Below are 16,854 nucleotides of genomic sequence, written 5' to 3'. Positions count from 1 at the left end.
TTTTATTCATCATATACCTTATTGAAATATTTATACTTGATAAGAGTTCATCAAACAATCGGATTCGTCTGATAGTGAGAGGCTGGAGCATAAAGAACATCACACTCATTGATAAGTTTTATTGTTACGCCTAACCTTGCTGAGATAAGCCTTTGAGATCATTAGATAGCGACAATAAAAAAGACCGCGATATTCGCGGCCTTTTCGATTCAAGCATAAGCAGAATTTAGAACGGGATATCGTCGTCAAAATCCATTGGTGGCTCATTGTACTGCTGCTGTGGTTGCTGCGGAGCCTGCTGTTGTTGCTGTTGCTGTTGCTGTTGCTGAGGCGCATTGTACTGCTGCTGAGCTGGTTGTTGAGGCTGACCCCATCCACCTTGCTGCTGCTGTTGACCGCCCATTGGTGCGCCGCCACCTTGACCACGACCGCCAAGCATTTGCATCACGCCGTTGAAGCCTTGAACAACGACTTCAGTTGAGTAGCGATCTTGACCGCTTTGGTCTTGCCATTTACGAGTTTGCAGTTGGCCTTCAATGTATACTTGAGAACCTTTACGCAAGTACTCACCTGCTACTTCCGCAAGTTTGCCGAACAACACAACACGGTGCCATTCCGTTTTTTCGCGCTGTTCGCCAGTCGCTTTATCACGCCATGAATCAGAAGTCGCAATAGTAATGTTAGCTACTGCACCGCCGTTCGGCATGTAACGAATTTCAGGGTCGTTACCTAGATTCCCCACCAAAATAACTTTGTTAATTCCACGGCTGGCCATGATGTGCTCCGTTTCACTCTGGATATATAAAATTTTAGCGCATTAGAATAGCACGCTTTAATGTTTTGATTAAAGTCTAATACCATTGTGATCTAATGAGTCACCTACTAGAACCCAAATCGCATTTCAACTTACGCATGTAGCATTTTTGATTCGCTTTGCAGACATCGTTTCGTGAAGCTTTGAATTCGAACGCATTTATTCAGTAAAGCTATGGTTATAACCTCTCTTTAATGCCAACTTATGGCCTTTATTGAACACTGGGAGATTTGAACACGTGAGAAAGTCGGCTTACGCAAGAAAGCTATTTCTGATCAGTATGGAAGATAATGCGGAAAAAAAGGTGGCAGCACTCGAAAAGTACATTGATATGAGCATCCCGGTGATTTCGACCGAAGCACTCATGGAAGCTAAGCCACAGCATCGTAACAAAATCCTACTGATCGACTTCAGTGAACATAAATCACTCGTTCAATCGATCAAAAACTTACCGCTTGTATGGAAGAACTTTGAAACCGTTGTGTTCAATGTCCCTAAAAGGCTGACCACGGATGAGCTTCTTTCATTTGGTCAATTAAAGGGGCTGTTCTATTCCGAAGATACGCTAGAGCAAATTGGAGAGGGATTAAAAGGCATTGTTAACGGTCAAAACTGGCTGCCGCGTAATGTAACCAGTCAACTTTTACACTATTACCGTAACGTCATTAATACTCATACTGCCCCAGCCACGGTAGACCTAACCATTCGCGAGCTGCAAGTACTGCGTTGCTTGCAAGCTGGTGCCTCGAACGGCCAAATGGCCGAGGAATTATTTGTCAGTGAATTCACCATCAAATCGCACTTGTATCAGATATTCAAAAAGCTATCAGTGAAGAATCGCGTTCAAGCAATCGCGTGGGCAGATCAAAACTTAATATCATGATGCGATGCCGCGACTCTAATGACTGAAATGACGAGTCGCTCATCTTTTTTCCGCACTGAGTCTCACACTTTTTCCTACTTTATTCATGATTCATTGACGACTCTCGTGTTAAAGTTATGCACAGATTCTTGATAATAACGAGATAGGATATTCCCCCAATGATTAAAAAATGTCTGTTCCCTGCTGCAGGCTATGGCACTCGCTTCTTACCGGCAACGAAATCTATGCCAAAAGAGATGATGCCAGTCGTGAATAAACCGCTTATTGAATACGGCGTTGAAGAAGCAATTCAAGCTGGTATGAACGGCATGTGTATTGTGACGGGTCGTGGCAAACACTCTATCATGGACCACTTTGATAAGAACTACGAACTGGAACACCAGATTAGCGGTACCAATAAAGAAGAGCTATTGGTAGATATCCGTGAAATCATTGAATCTGCAAACTTCACTTACATCCGTCAACGCGAGATGAAAGGCTTAGGCCACGCGATTCTGACCGGGCGTGAACTGGTGGGTGACGAACCATTTGCCGTCGTTCTTGCTGATGACCTTTGTGTCAACGAAGAAGAAGGCGTGCTAGCTCAAATGGTGGCGCTATTTAAACAGTTCCGTTGCTCTATCGTTGCCGTACAAGAAGTCCCAGAAGATGAGACTCACAAATACGGCGTTATCTCTGGTGAAATGATCAAAGATGACATCTACCGCGTAGACGACATGGTAGAAAAACCTGAGAAAGGCACGGCACCAAGCAACCTTGCGATCATTGGTCGCTACATTCTGACCCCTGATATTTTCGAACTGATTGAAAATACAGAGCCAGGTAAAGGTGGTGAAATTCAAATCACTGACGCGCTACTTAAACAAGCAAAAGCGGGCTGTGTCTTGGCTTACAAATTCAAAGGCAAACGCTTTGACTGTGGTAGTGTTGAAGGTTACATCGAAGCAACCAACTACTGTTTTGAAAACCTTTATCTAAAAGATGAAAAAGCTTCAGAGTTAGGTAAACACGCAACACAAAAAGCGGTATAAAGCATCGTCGTAGTACGAAATTATTGTTTCTAAAGCCCAGCATTATGTTGGGCTTTTATTTTTACTGTTTTTTTATCCAGTAATTTTCTTTGCACATTTCTCACACTATGTAATACTTGCCCCACTTGGTTATACATAGAGCAAAAACGATGGATAAAATAGAAGTTCGCGGTGCCCGAACCCATAACCTCAAAGACATTAATCTTACAATCCCTCGCGATAAACTGATTGTCATTACTGGACTAAGTGGCTCCGGTAAATCATCTCTCGCTTTCGATACATTGTATGCAGAAGGCCAACGACGCTACGTAGAGTCTCTCTCTGCCTACGCTCGTCAGTTTTTGTCTCTGATGGAAAAACCCGATGTCGACCATATTGAAGGGTTATCACCCGCGATTTCTATTGAACAGAAGTCTACTTCTCATAATCCGCGTTCAACCGTAGGTACAATTACCGAAGTCTACGACTACTTACGTCTGTTGTATGCTCGTGTAGGCGAACCACGCTGTCCAACGCACCATGCCCCTCTTGCCGCACAAACCATCAGTCAAATGGTGGACAAAGTTCTGGAGATGCCAGAAGGCAGCAAAATGATGCTGTTGGCACCCATTGTCAAAGAGCGTAAAGGTGAGCATGTTAAAACGCTTGAGAACCTGGCAGCTCAGGGCTTTATTCGTGCGCGTATTGATGGAGAGACATGCGATCTTTCAGATCCTCCAACCCTTGAGCTACATAAAAAGCACACCATTGAAGTCGTGGTCGACCGCTTTAAAGTTCGTCCAGACCTGCAACAGCGCTTAGCGGAATCTTTCGAGACCACGCTCGAATTATCAGGCGGAATTGCGATTGTCGCGCCAATGGATGGCGACGGTGAAGAGATTATTTTCTCCGCCAACTTCGCTTGTCCACAATGTGGTTACAGCATGCAAGAGTTGGAGCCGAGACTTTTCTCATTCAACAACCCTGCTGGTGCGTGTGGCACTTGTGATGGTTTGGGTGTGCAGCAATACTTCGATCCAAGCCGAGTAATTCAAGATGATTCATTAAGCTTGGCACAAGGTGCGATTCGCGGTTGGGATCAAAAGAACTATTACTACTTCCAAATGCTCACCTCATTGGCGGATCATTATGGTTTTGATCTCCATGCCCCTTTTAATTCTCTGCCAAAAAAAACGCAAGATGTCATTCTAAAGGGCTCAGGTCGTACTGAGATTGAGTTTAAATACATCAACGATCGTGGCGATATTCGCGTTAAGCGCCATCCATTCGAAGGTATTCTGAATACCCTAGAACGTCGCTATCGTGATACAGAATCCAACTCTGTCCGTGAAGAACTTGCGAAATACATCTCCACTAAATCTTGTTCAAGCTGTGGCGGTACTCGTTTACGCCTTGAAGCTCGTAACGTGTTTATTGCTGATACGACACTGCCTGAGATTGTTGAACTCAGCATTGCTGATGCATTGGAATTCTTCCATTCCTTGAAACTGGAGGGTCAACGCGCCCAAATCGCTGAAAAAGTGATGAAGGAAATCAACGATCGCCTGCAGTTCTTGGTTAACGTTGGTTTGAACTATCTGAACCTGTCTCGCAGCGCCGAAACGCTCTCTGGTGGTGAAGCTCAACGTATTCGCTTAGCCAGCCAAATTGGTGCGGGTCTTGTTGGTGTGATGTATGTTCTGGACGAACCGTCGATTGGTCTCCACCAGCGTGATAATGAACGCTTATTAAAAACGCTCACTCATTTGCGCGATTTGGGGAATACCGTGCTCGTGGTAGAACACGATGAAGATGCTATTCGCTGTGCGGATCATGTCATAGATATCGGTCCTGGCGCTGGCGTACACGGTGGTAATGTTGTCGCGGAAGGCACCATGGAAGAGATAATCGCAAATCCGAATTCTCTGACAGGTCAGTACTTAAGTGGCGTTAAAGAAATCGCAGTACCGAAAGATCGCACGCCGCGTGATCCGAAAAAAACGGTTGAGCTTTTAGGCGCAACAGGTAATAACCTTAAGAACGTTAATCTCTCTATTCCTGTTGGGTTATTCAGCTGTATTACAGGGGTATCTGGCTCAGGTAAATCAACGCTGATTAATGATACTTTCTTTAAAATTGCTCACACCCAACTCAACGGAGCAACAACGGCTCAACCTTCACCTTATAAGTCGATTAAAGGTTTAGAGCACTTCGATAAAGTTATCGATATCGATCAAAGCCCAATTGGTCGTACACCTCGCTCTAACCCAGCGACCTATACGGGAATCTTTACCCCAATCCGTGAACTGTTTGCAGGCACACAAGAGTCGCGTTCTCGCGGTTACAAGCCTGGACGTTTTAGCTTTAACGTACGCGGTGGTCGTTGTGAGGCCTGTCAGGGTGATGGTGTCATTAAAGTTGAAATGCATTTCCTACCAGACGTTTATGTGCCATGTGATGTATGTAAAGGTAAGCGCTACAACCGTGAAACACTTGAAGTACGTTACAAAGGCAAAACCATTGATGAAGTGCTAGAAATGACGGTCGAAGACGCCCGAACGTTCTTTGAACCCGTACCTGCTATAGCACGTAAGCTACAGACTCTAATGGATGTTGGCTTGTCTTACATTCGCCTAGGTCAAGCGGCAACGACACTCTCCGGTGGTGAAGCTCAGCGTGTGAAACTAGCGAGAGAGCTATCCAAGCGTGATACAGGAAAAACCTTGTACATTTTGGATGAACCAACAACCGGCCTGCACTTCCATGATATCCAGCAGTTGCTCACTGTATTGCACAGACTTCGCGACCACGGAAATACTGTCGTGGTGATCGAGCATAACCTAGATGTCATTAAGACTGCGGACTGGATTATCGATCTAGGACCTGAAGGGGGACAGGGTGGAGGCGAGATAATCGCTCAAGGCACACCGGAAGATGTGTCGCAAATCGAGGGTTCGCACACAGCTCACTTCCTTAAGCCTATGTTGAAGTAGAAAAAACAGGTAAAGTACCGAGACCAGCAAGTGCTGGTCTTTTTTCATTCAAAACAACGCAATAACTATGGCTACTATACATGTAAGTGGAACAAAGCTTTCTCCCGAAAAAGTACAGGTTCCCCTCAATCGCAAGTTTCTCATTGCCTTGGCAACACTATTTGTGTTGGCAATGCACTTTTTCATGCCCAACCCCGGCGGTTCGGGGCTTTCGCTTTCGTTCAATGCGACAACTTGGATTGCTTTTAGCTTTGCATTAGGCATTGGGTGCTACCAACTCGCGAATAATCGAGCGCTACGTTACTCTAAATTAACCATCGGCTTGTTCATTAGTGCTCTTATCATGACGGTGCCCATTCTGTACCCAAATGCGAATAGCAGTTTGGCAGCCAACAAGCTCATTGGTCTGTGGTGTGGCGTCCTGTTTTTTATTGTCTTACAACAATTTCATTTCAGTAATAAACATCGCCAACGCCTGTTATGGTTCATTGTCCTTGCGGTTGTTATCGAAGCCATTTTTGGTCTGACACAATATCTGTATCTCAAACCAGGCAATCCGTTTGGCTACGACACGATGGCCAATCGTCCTTATGGTATTTTCCAACAGCCTAATGTAATGGCCAGTTTTCTTGCGACAGGATTGGTGATTGCCAGCTATTTACTTGCACGTCAGCCCTACAAATACGACCGTAAGTTAAGCGATGTTTATCTTCTCTATGCCGTGCCAGTTTTAACCTTACCACTAATTGTGGCGTTGGCTTCACGCACTGGTTGGTTAGCCTCGGTCATCGCCGTTTTGTTGGTCATCCCATACATGTATCGCTTTGCGACCAAAGGGCGCTTTATCCGCTGGGTTACGTCGCTTGTCACTGGGCTCTTACTCTCAGTGGTTGTCATGCATCTTGCCTTTCCTGATGGAGGTGGGTTAGCCGCAGAAAAAGTAAACATGGAGTCTCCTCGAGCGTATACTTTTCCGCAAACATTAGACATGGTGATTGAAAAGCCTTTTACTGGCTATGGATATGGCAAGTTTGAATCTGAGTACATGCTGTATACGGCTCGTCAACATGCCCTAAATGAGAATTACCCAGCTGGTTTGCCAGCCATGGATCATCCGCATAACGAGCTACTTTACTGGGGAGTAGAAGGTGGTTTGCTGCCAATACTCGGCATCTTCTTAGCGATGGCACTGGTACTGTATCGAATCTATCAAGCCAAACGCGGAACTCGTCTTGCGTTGCTGGCCTTGTTTATACCTATCGTATTGCACTCACAACTGGAATACCCTTTCTACCACTCTCTCGTACATTGGTTGATCTTCGTTATCCTGCTGTACTGGGTCGATCAGCGCGTCTCTCGTTATCGACAAGTCGGCTTTAGTAATGTGACCAAAAGCTTGCTGCGAGTCTTTAGTTTGGTACTTCCCGTTACGTTTACGTTTTACATGGTAAGCGCATTGCATACGAACTATGTATTGACGAAGTTTGAGACCACTAGGCCAACTAACCCTGATATTCTGAATCAAGTCAGTAACCCTGTAGTTTGGAAAGACAGGTTTGATTGGGATGTCTATAGCACGTTTTTAAACATTGGGCTGTACCAACAAGACGCAACCTTGATTCAGCCTTATATCGATTGGTCGCTAAAAATCATCAAAGATAAGCCTCGCCCTGCATTTTATAATAATTTGATTTTGGCCTACCAAGGCTTAGATGACTCAAGTAAAGCGGAGCAAATCAGAGCTGAAGCGCAGTTTTTGTTCCCGAAGATTGATTTCAGTGACGTCAATTACCGACCACCTTCTCAAGCAATCTCTGCCTCACCAGCACCCACTTCAGGTGCAGAGTAATAAGTACAAAAAAGCGAAGGGATGACCTTCGCTTTTCTTTATCTCATTGCGGTATAGTTTTATTCAGTGAGTGACTCTTCTAATGCTTTTAAGCACAGTGCAACGTTTTCAGGTCGAGCGCCGTAACCCATTAAGCCAATACGCCACGCTTTACCGGCTAATGCCCCGAGGCCTGCACCAATTTCTAGGTTATAGGTTTCTAGCAAGTGAGCACGAACTTTTGCTTCATCAATTCCTTCAGGCACGTAAATCGCATTTAATTGCGGCAAACGATGGGCTTCGTCCACAACAAATTCAAAACCTAGCTTTTGTAGGCCATTTTTGAGTTTTTCATGCATCAGTTGATGACGAGCCCAAGCGTTTTCTAATCCTTCATTTTTCAGTATCAATAAAGCTTCATGAAGCGCATACAAGCTATTAACTGGCGCCGTATGATGGTAACTACGCTTACCTTCTCCACTCCAATACCCCAATACTAAACTCTGATCGAGGAACCAACTCTGTACTGGTGTTGTTCTTGCTTGAATCTTTTCAATCGCGGCAGGAGAAAACGTCACTGGTGAGAGCCCTGGTACACATGACAAACATTTTTGACTGCCAGAGTAAACCGCATCCAGTTGCCATTCATCCACTTTTAACGGCACACCACCAAGTGACGTCACCGCATCAACAATAGATAATGCATTATGCTGTTTCGCCAGCTTACCCAATGCTTGAGCATCACTGACTGCACCAGTTGAGGTTTCCGCATGCACAAAAGCAAGAATTTTTGTATCTGGGTGCTGTTCGAGTGCTTGCTCGACTTTATCAATGGAAACAGGCGTCCCCCATTCATCATCGACGATAACAACTTCACCACCAGCACGGACGACATTTTCGCGCATGCGTTCACCAAATACACCGTTACGGCAGACGATCACTTTATCGCCTTCCTCGATTAAGTTTACAAAGCAGGTTTCCATCCCTGCACTGCCTGGCGCTGAAACTGCAATAGTGAATTCATTGTCAGTTTGAAAGGCATACTTCAATAGCTGCTTGAGCTCATCCATCATACCGATAAACAGAGGATCAAGGTGACCTACGGTAGGACGGCTTAGCGCTTGTAACACTTGAGGATAAATATCAGAAGGACCAGGTCCCATTAAAATACGGTGAGGCGGAATAAAGCTTTGGATCGACATGTCAGCTCCTTGATTATCTTTTATCCTGAGCATTCTAAAAGTTCTATTCAATAACATGGCTCAGGTGTAGGGTTCTTCACCCTAATAGATTTTTCCTCTATCAGCAATTAGCCGTAAGTATGGAGGTCAAACCAGTGTCACAAAATCGTTAATAAAAAACACCATAAAGGTTGAAATATTGATTGACATTAAGGCCTCAAAACCGTTCAATGTTTGAGCTTTATGTAGAAGAGGAGCGCTACCCAGGTAGATGATTTGTGGAACCGCAATTCCAACACCAATCATTGAGGGGGAGTAGTGCCGAGGTAAGTCAAAGTTGCAGGATTTGACTTGTCGGTTGAATTGGGCTGAATCCCATCAACTGTCATCAGCGCAGTCTGATGAAGGGCTTCTGAGGGTAAATTTTTCAAACAGCATTCTAAATACCTCTCTTTTTGCTCTGTTCCTTTTCTCACTAAACATTGGATGTACAATTTTTTAGGAAGTCGTGGGAGAACGCAGTGAGCGCATTTAACGTAGCTAAATTCGGTGGAACCAGTGTTGCCAACTTTGAGGCAATGAGTCGTTGTGCCACCATTATCGAAAACAATCCAACTACTAGCCTGGTCGTGAGCAGCGCTTGTTCTGGCGTCACCAACCTATTGGTGGAACTCGCCAATGGTGTACAGGATCAAACGCACCGTACTGAGCTGCTGCAAAATCTGGCCAACATTCATGACGCCATTTTAACTCAGCTCGAAGACAGCACAAAAACTGCTGCCGAGGTGTATGCCATATTAGATACCGTAACCAGCCTTGCCGAGGCTGCATCTATCCAAGCTAGTGCGAAGTTAACCGATCATTTAGTCGCATGTGGTGAGCTCATGTCGACGCACATTCTAGCTCAGTTAATGTGTGAGCGAGGCATTCAAGCAGTGCGCTTTGATATCCGCGATGTGCTGCGTACTGATGACAACTTTGGTCGCGCGGAGCCAAACATTGAAGCAATTTCGACGCTTGCGCAAGATAAACTCGTACCACTTTGCCAACAATCCGTTGTTGTTACTCAAGGCTTCATAGGATCTGACGAAGCAGGTAATACAACAACACTAGGTCGAGGAGGCAGCGATTACAGCGCCGCCTTAATTGCTGAGAGCGTCAAAGCGGCAGGGTTAGAAATCTGGACTGATGTACCGGGCATCTACACAACAGACCCGCGAATTGCGCCAAAAGCCTCACCAATTCCCGAGATCAGCTTTAGTGAAGCTTCAGAAATGGCTAACTTTGGCGCTAAAATCCTTCACCCTTCTACGCTAGTACCCGCATTGCGCCACGACATTCCGGTATTTGTAGGGTCATCGAAAGAGCCAGAAAAAGGGGGCACTTGGATTCGTCACCAAGTCGAAAGCTCACCGTTGTTCCGTGCGCTAGCTTTGCGTTGTAACCAAACCATGGTAACGCTACGCAGCGCCAATATGTTCCACGCATACGGCTTCTTAGCAAAGGTCTTTGAGATCCTTGCAAAGCATAAGATCTCTGTCGATTTGATCACGACATCTGAAATCAGTGTATCGTTAACACTTGATCAAACTGATACCTCTGGCGGAGCACCACAGCTGCCGCAAGCTGTACGAGAAGAGTTAGGAGAGTTATGTAAGGTAGAAGTTGAACATGACCTATGCCTCGTTGCTCTCATTGGTAACAACATGAGTGAGAGTAAAGGCTACGCGAAACAGGTTTTTGGCACGCTAGAAGACTTTAACCTACGCATGATTTGTTATGGCGCTAGCCCTCACAACTTATGCTTCTTGCTCCATGAATCGGTATCGAAACAAGCCATACAAAAACTCCACACCGAGTTGTTTGAGAAGTAAGTTCAACTCAATAAAACAAAGGGCTGCGTATCTGCAGCCCTTTGTTGTTTCAATAGTTGTTACATTTGAACGAGGTAAACATCAATTTAACCGTTAATGTTTGGCCCTAACCATTTTTCAGCCTCGATCCTATCCCACCCTTTGCGATCGGCGTAGCTCTCTAGCTGATCTTCTTGGATCTGTGCGATCGCAAAGTAACGTGAGTCAGGATGAGAGAAATACCAACCAGAGACTGACGCGCCCGGATACATTGCATAGCTGGAGGTTAGAGTCATGCCAATATTCTCTTCCACATTAAGTAGCTCCCAAAGCGGTCCTTTTTCAGTATGCTCAGGGCACGCTGGATAACCCGGCGCAGGGCGAATACCTTGGTATTTTTCACGAATGAGATCATTGTTAGATAAATCTTCATCCGCAGCATAACCCCAAATTTCTTTACGGACACGCTCATGCAAATACTCAGCAAACGCTTCGGCTAGGCGATCCGCCACCGCTTGAATCATAATTGCGTTGTAATCATCTCCCTGTGCTTTGTATTCATCAGCAAGCTCTCGTTCACCAATACCACCAGTGACAGCAAATGCCCCTATCCAATCATGTTTACCCGACTCTTTAGGTGCGATGTAGTCAGACAAACAATAGTTGAACCCTTTTGGTTTCTCAGTCTGTTGACGCAAGTTACGCAGTACTTTCACAACGTCGGTACGAGTTTCATCAGCATAAACTTCAATGTCGTCCCCCACGCTCGCAGCAGGGAATAAGCCACACATTCCACGCGCTTTTAACAGGCCTTCTCGCTCAACTCGGTCAAGTAACTCGTTGGCATCTTCGAATAAACGTTTTGCTTCTTCACCAACTTCTTCATGTTGGAAAATTGTTGGATACTTACCCACAAGTGACCAAGTCATAAAGAATGGTGTCCAATCGATGTATTGACGTAATATAGCCACATCAAAATCATCGAAGATATGAATGCCAGGCTTAACAGGCACTGGAGGAGTATAAGCTTCCCAATCGATCGCAACTTTATTCGCTCGAGCCGCTTCTAATGTCACTGGTTTGGTTCTCGGTTTCTTTCGATTATGTTGATCACGTACTCGTTCGTAATCAGCTTCAAGTTTTTCAACAAATTCAGGGCGACGTTCATCTGACAATAGAGAAGTACATACGCCCACTGCACGTGAGGCGTTGTTCACGTAAACCACTGGATGCTTGTAATTTTGCTCAATCTTAACTGCTGTATGGGCTTTTGACGTTGTTGCGCCACCGATGAGAAGAGGTAAGTTAAAGTCGAGACGCTCCATCTCTTTTGCAACATGCACCATTTCGTCTAATGAAGGCGTGATCAACCCTGATAAACCAATAATATCGACGTTTTCTTCTTGCGCTACTTTTAAGATCTTTTCGCAAGGAACCATGACACCAAGATCGATAATTTCGTAGTTATTGCACTGCAATACAACGCCAACGATATTTTTCCCGATATCATGTACATCACCTTTGACCGTCGCTAGCAAAATCTTACCGTTTGTTTGTCCCACCTGCTTTTCTGCATTGATGTAGGGCTCCAGATGCGCGACTGCTTGCTTCATCACTCGTGCAGATTTTACGACCTGAGGAAGGAACATTTTACCTTCACCAAACAAGTCTCCGACGACGTTCATCCCATCCATTAGTGGGCCTTCAATCACCTCTAATGGCTTTGAAGCATTGACACGTGCCTCTTCGGTATCATCAACGATAAACTCGGTTATTCCTTTCACTAACGCGTGTTCTAAACGCTTTTCAACAGGCCAAGTTCTCCACTCAAGTGCAGAGGCATCCTCCTCTTTACCTACCCCTTTGCCTGCGTATTCCGCCGCGATATCTAACAACCTCTCAGTGGCATCATCGCGACGGTTAAGAACGACATCTTCCACAGCCTCACGCAGCGTTTCAGGCACGTTATCGTAGATTTCTAACTGACCCGCATTCACGATCCCCATATCCATACCATTTTTAAAACAGTGATAGAGGAACACCGCGTGAATCGCTTCACGCACATAGTTATTCCCTCGAAAAGAGAACGAGACGTTAGAAACCCCACCCGAGATCATCGCGTGCGGTAAATCACGTTTGATATCGCCAACAGCTTCAATGAAATCCACCGCGTAGTTATTATGCTCCTCGATCCCCGTAGCAATGGCAAAAATGTTTGGGTCAAAGATGATGTCTTCTGGTGGAAAGCCCACTTCATCAACGAGAATTCGGTAAGCGTTGGTACAAATTTCTACTTTGCGCTCACGTGTATCTGCTTGCCCAATCTCATCAAACGCCATCACAATCACAGCCGCACCGTAACGGCGGATCAACTTAGCTTGTTCAACGAATTTCTCTTTGCCTTCTTTGAGAGAGATCGAGTTAACAATGCCTTTGCCTTGGATGCACTTAAGACCGGCTTCAATAACCTCCCACTTGGAAGAGTCGACCATGATTGGTACTTTTGAGATTTCAGGTTCTGACGCACAAAGGTTTAAAAATCGAACCATACAAGCTTGTGCATCCAACATGCCTTCATCCATGTTGATATCGATAATTTGAGCGCCATTTTCAACTTGTTGACGAGCCACATCGAGCGCTTCATCGTACAGCTCTTCTTTAATCAAGCGCTTAAAACGCGCAGAACCGGTTACATTAGTACGCTCACCGACATTGATAAATAAAGAGTCTTTATCAATCGCGAGCGGCTCTAGGCCAGACAAGCGACAAGCGACGGGAAGGTCAGGTAATTGACGAGGGGCGATATTTTCAACCGCGAGTGCCATTTGGCGAATGTGCTCAGGAGTTGTACCACAGCACCCACCAATCAAGTTTAAAAAGCCACTTTGAGCCCACTCTTGAACATGTTTAGCCATATCTTCTGGCGATAAATCGTATTCGCCGAATGCATTCGGAAGCCCGGCATTTGGGTGAGCGGAAACAAAAGATTCTGATATACGCGAAAGCTCTTCAACATAAGGACGAAGCTCATCTGGGCCCAGCGCACAGTTCAAACCAAACGAAATCGGTTTAACATGACGTAATGAGTTATAAAACGCTTCTGTGGTTTGACCTGATAATGTTCTACCGGAAGCATCAGTAATAGTCCCCGAGATCATCACAGGTAACTCAATACCCATCTCTTCAAACACACTTTCAACAGCAAATGAACAAGCCTTAGCGTTAAGAGTATCGAAGATTGTCTCGATAAGAATAAGGTCAGAACCACCTTTAATCAGCGCTCGAGTCGATTCAGAGTAAGCCTCAACTAACTCGTCGAAAGAAACATTTCGATATCCGGGGTCATTTACATCAGGAGAAATAGAACAAGTGCGGTTCGTCGGCCCTAAAACCCCTGCGACATAACGCGGTTTATCGGGTGTTTTTGCGGTCCATTCGTCTGCAACTTCACGTGCAAGCTTGGCAGCTGCAAAGTTAATTTCTTCACTTAGGCTTTCCATCTCGTAGTCAGCCATCGCAATGGTTGTTGCGTTAAACGTGTTGGTTTCGAGAATATCTGCACCCGCTCCTAAATATGCAGCGTGAATTTCCTTGATAAGTTGAGGCTGACTTAGAACCAACAGGTCGTTGTTACCTTTTAGATCACAATGCCAATCCGCAAAGCGCGTTCCTCGATAGTCTTGCTCTTCAAGTTTGTATCCCTGAATCATGGTTCCCATACCACCATCAATCAAAAGAATACGTTGCTTCAATTGAGCTTCAATCTGTTGTCTTACATTACTTCCCACAGTACAACCTCATTCCTTTAGTTATCATTCCATCCTATCACACAAACTTCAGGAGTCTAGACGTCTAAACGTGGAATTAATGATTATTTTATCTCCTTCTTAACTTACAAAATAATCGCGAAAAAATGTTTGCTATTTAAGCAGCATCAGTCGAGAATCCCATTCATAAAATGTTACAAATAGAGAGCTCTATGTCGGTCTATCATACTTTATGTTTTCTATCCGCAGCTGCAATGCTAATTGCTTTTGTAAACAGCAAGATAGGAAAGATGCAAACCACCATTGCGATTACCGCAGGTTCAATGGTGCTTTCACTTCTAATCTTAATTGCAGGTCAAAACAACTGGTTCCATCTCACCGAAATTGCGACAGAAACGGTCACAAGGATCAACTTCGAAGATTTCTTGCTCAAAGGCATTCTTGGCTTCTTACTATTTGCGGGTGGATTAGGCATCAAACTCCCGAACCTTAAGGATCAAAAATGGGAAATTACCATTTTGGCTCTCGGAGCCACCCTGTTTTCCACTTTCTTTATCGGGTTTGCGCTCTACGGATTCTGTCAGTTAATTGGCATCCAATTTGATTTAGTCTACTGCTTACTTTTCGGTGCACTTATATCGCCAACTGACCCAATCGCTGTATTGGCTATAGTTAAAAAGCTCGATGCTCCCAAACGTATCTCCACCCAGATTGAAGGAGAGTCGCTCTTCAATGACGGCTTCGGTTTGGTTATCTTTGTCACTCTATTTACGATTGCATTTGGTACTGAGGCACCAACTGTAGGTAGTGTCACCTTACTCTTCATCCAAGAAGCTATCGGTGGTATCACTTATGGTTTCGTACTCGGTTTGCTATTCCACTACTTAATCAGTGCCACCGATGATCACTCAATGGAGTTATTACTTACCATTGGTGTCCCAACGGCAGGTTACGCATTTGCTGAATACATCCATGTATCAGGACCATTAGCGATGGTTGTATCTGGTATTATGATTGGCAACTGGACACGTTTTATTGGCTTTTCGAAAGAGAGTGAAGACCACCTTGACCACTTTTGGGAGCTCGTCGATGAGTTCTTGAATGGCGTGTTATTCCTACTGATCGGTATGTCGATGCTGCTATTTGAATTCCACAAAGAAGACTGGATCATGATGGCTATATCTGTCCCTCTTGTACTAGCAGCTCGCTATCTAAGCGTATTTCTCTCGTACATTGGCTTTAAGCGTTACAGAAAATATAACCCGTGGTCAGTACGTATTTTGACATGGGGCGGCTTACGCGGGGGCCTTGCATTAGCAATGGCACTTTCCATTCCATCTGGTATTTGGGTGATTCAAGATAAGTTAATCGATGTAAAAGAGATTATTCTTGTAATGACCTACTCCGTCGTTGTTTTCTCTATCCTCATTCAAGGCTCAACAATCACCCCAATGATTGAAAAAGCAAAAGATGAAGAGAAGAAAATGGAAGAGAACAACCAAGCAATAACCACTCCAGAGCATACGGAGCCAGTGGACTCTTAAAGGCACGTAACTTAATAGATGAAAAAGCAGCTATCTAGCTGCTTTTTCATATCTAATCTTCGGACTCCCCTTCAAGAACAAAACGCTTGTTACTCTTTGATATACAGTTAAATATCCGAATAATCGTCACGCTACGGTTTCATAGATACTAACTATTGCCGATAGATAGCATCCATAGAGGGAGTCTTTTAGTTTAAGCATTTTCATCATCACTTCTCTTCCCTTAGCAATATAGGCTCCCTGTAAACACCACAGCTAAACTTCCACAACACTTAGCAATGAGCGAGTTTGTATTTTTATAGAGAAAGAAGCATTGAGGATGATTGCGAGGTCACTCCCCCAAACGGGCTTGAAATCCCACCAAACTAAGGTCTGAGCTAGCACTCAAGCCCTTAGCAGAAGTTTAGAGTCCTCATACTTGATCTCAGCGATACTGAACTTATATTCAAAGTTGTTCTGTTTTCGAGATAGAAACAAAGCGACACCTCGAACGACTAAGTTCTATCACATAGCTAGATATTTCTAATATGTTATAGTGGAATCTTTGGTAAGCACGTGCTGGTACTCAAAACGAGAGCTCGAGACTGGCATCAACTCGTTCATGACAGAACTTAGAAAGCATAGCGAGAGAGGAGCCTGCCTCTCGATGCAAGGTTTCAATATGGAAATGAGGTTAAGGGAAGTTGGGTAACCAAAACGAAAAAAGCCCCAGTCTTTCGACTGAGGCTTAATATAAGTGGCGGAGTGGACGGGACTCGAACCCGCGACCCCCGGCGTGACAGGCCGGTATTCTAACCAACTGAACTACCACTCCGCAGTGGTATCACTCGCTTGTAATCAGCAAGTGTCCAAAATTTAAAGCCTGGCGATGTCCTACTCTCACATGGGGAAGCCCCACACTACCATCGGCGCTATTTCGTTTCACTTCTGAGTTCGGCATGGAAATCAGGTGGGTCCAAAACGCTATGGTCGCCAAGCAAA

Annotated in this window: 9 protein-coding genes, 1 tRNA gene, 1 rRNA gene and 1 riboswitch; of the genes, 6 read left to right on the top strand and 5 right to left on the bottom strand. The window is 44.8% G+C overall.

Annotated elements, in window-relative coordinates; genetic code table 11:
- Positions 1-226: 226 nt before the first annotated feature.
- Positions 227-775, bottom strand: coding sequence for a single-stranded DNA-binding protein (locus CBX98_RS21725; protein WP_109170255.1), 549 nt, complete (start codon positions 773-775; stop codon positions 227-229).
- A gap of 277 nt (positions 776-1,052) precedes the next feature.
- Between CBX98_RS21725 and CBX98_RS21720 the strand changes: the two genes are divergently transcribed.
- The 4 genes from CBX98_RS21720 (at position 1,053) to CBX98_RS21705 (ending at position 7,549) form a co-directional block, all read left to right on the top strand.
- Positions 1,053-1,697 (top strand): LuxR C-terminal-related transcriptional regulator, encoded by a 645-nt coding sequence (locus CBX98_RS21720; protein ID WP_109170254.1) that lies wholly within the window; start codon positions 1,053-1,055, stop codon positions 1,695-1,697.
- 158 nt (positions 1,698-1,855) lie between these two features.
- Entirely contained in the window at positions 1,856-2,728 is an 873-nt protein-coding gene (galU, locus tag CBX98_RS21715) for a UTP--glucose-1-phosphate uridylyltransferase GalU (RefSeq protein WP_005397418.1), read from the top strand.
- A gap of 149 nt (positions 2,729-2,877) precedes the next feature.
- Entirely contained in the window at positions 2,878-5,700 is a 2,823-nt protein-coding gene (uvrA, locus tag CBX98_RS21710) for an excinuclease ABC subunit UvrA (RefSeq protein ID WP_109170253.1), read from the top strand.
- A gap of 67 nt (positions 5,701-5,767) precedes the next feature.
- Positions 5,768-7,549: a PglL family O-oligosaccharyltransferase gene (locus CBX98_RS21705; protein ID WP_046873582.1), complete on the top strand. Its 1,782-nt coding sequence runs from the start codon at positions 5,768-5,770 to the stop codon at positions 7,547-7,549.
- 59 nt (positions 7,550-7,608) lie between these two features.
- Here CBX98_RS21705 and CBX98_RS21700 read toward each other — a convergent pair whose 3' ends face one another.
- Positions 7,609-8,730, bottom strand: coding sequence for an alanine--glyoxylate aminotransferase family protein (locus tag CBX98_RS21700; RefSeq protein ID WP_047009173.1), 1,122 nt, complete (start codon positions 8,728-8,730; stop codon positions 7,609-7,611).
- 220 nt (positions 8,731-8,950) lie between these two features.
- Positions 8,951-9,129, top strand: a riboswitch (Lysine riboswitch).
- 101 nt (positions 9,130-9,230) lie between these two features.
- Between CBX98_RS21700 and lysC the strand changes: the two genes are divergently transcribed.
- A complete protein-coding gene (lysC, locus tag CBX98_RS21690; RefSeq protein ID WP_109170252.1) occupies positions 9,231-10,583 on the top strand; it encodes a lysine-sensitive aspartokinase 3 in 1,353 nt (450 codons plus the stop codon).
- Positions 10,584-10,669: 86 nt separating this feature from the next.
- Here the strand turns inward: lysC and metH are convergent, their stop codons facing one another.
- Positions 10,670-14,350 (bottom strand): methionine synthase, encoded by a 3,681-nt coding sequence (metH, locus tag CBX98_RS21685; protein WP_109170251.1) that lies wholly within the window; start codon positions 14,348-14,350, stop codon positions 10,670-10,672.
- A 191-nt stretch (positions 14,351-14,541) separates the two neighbouring features.
- On the opposite strand from metH, the gene CBX98_RS21680 reads away from it, so the two are divergent.
- Positions 14,542-15,873 carry a sodium:proton antiporter gene (locus CBX98_RS21680; protein WP_047009176.1) on the top strand — a complete coding sequence of 444 codons (1,332 nt, stop codon included), beginning with the start codon at positions 14,542-14,544 and terminating at the stop codon, positions 15,871-15,873.
- A gap of 737 nt (positions 15,874-16,610) precedes the next feature.
- Here the strand turns inward: CBX98_RS21680 and CBX98_RS21675 are convergent.
- Together CBX98_RS21675 and rrf are read right to left on the bottom strand one after the other, a co-directional pair.
- A tRNA-Asp gene (locus tag CBX98_RS21675) sits at positions 16,611-16,687 on the bottom strand.
- Positions 16,688-16,733: 46 nt separating this feature from the next.
- Positions 16,734-16,850: ribosomal RNA gene (gene rrf / locus CBX98_RS21670) — 5S ribosomal RNA — on the bottom strand.
- Between the last annotated feature and the right edge of the window lie 4 nt (positions 16,851-16,854).

The sequence above is a fragment of the Vibrio sp. T9 genome, from assembly GCF_003123985.1.
Lineage (GTDB): Bacteria > Pseudomonadota > Gammaproteobacteria > Enterobacterales > Vibrionaceae > Vibrio > Vibrio diabolicus.
The sequence above is the reverse complement of the archived record's forward strand: the minus strand, read 5'-3'. Positions and strand labels throughout refer to the sequence as shown.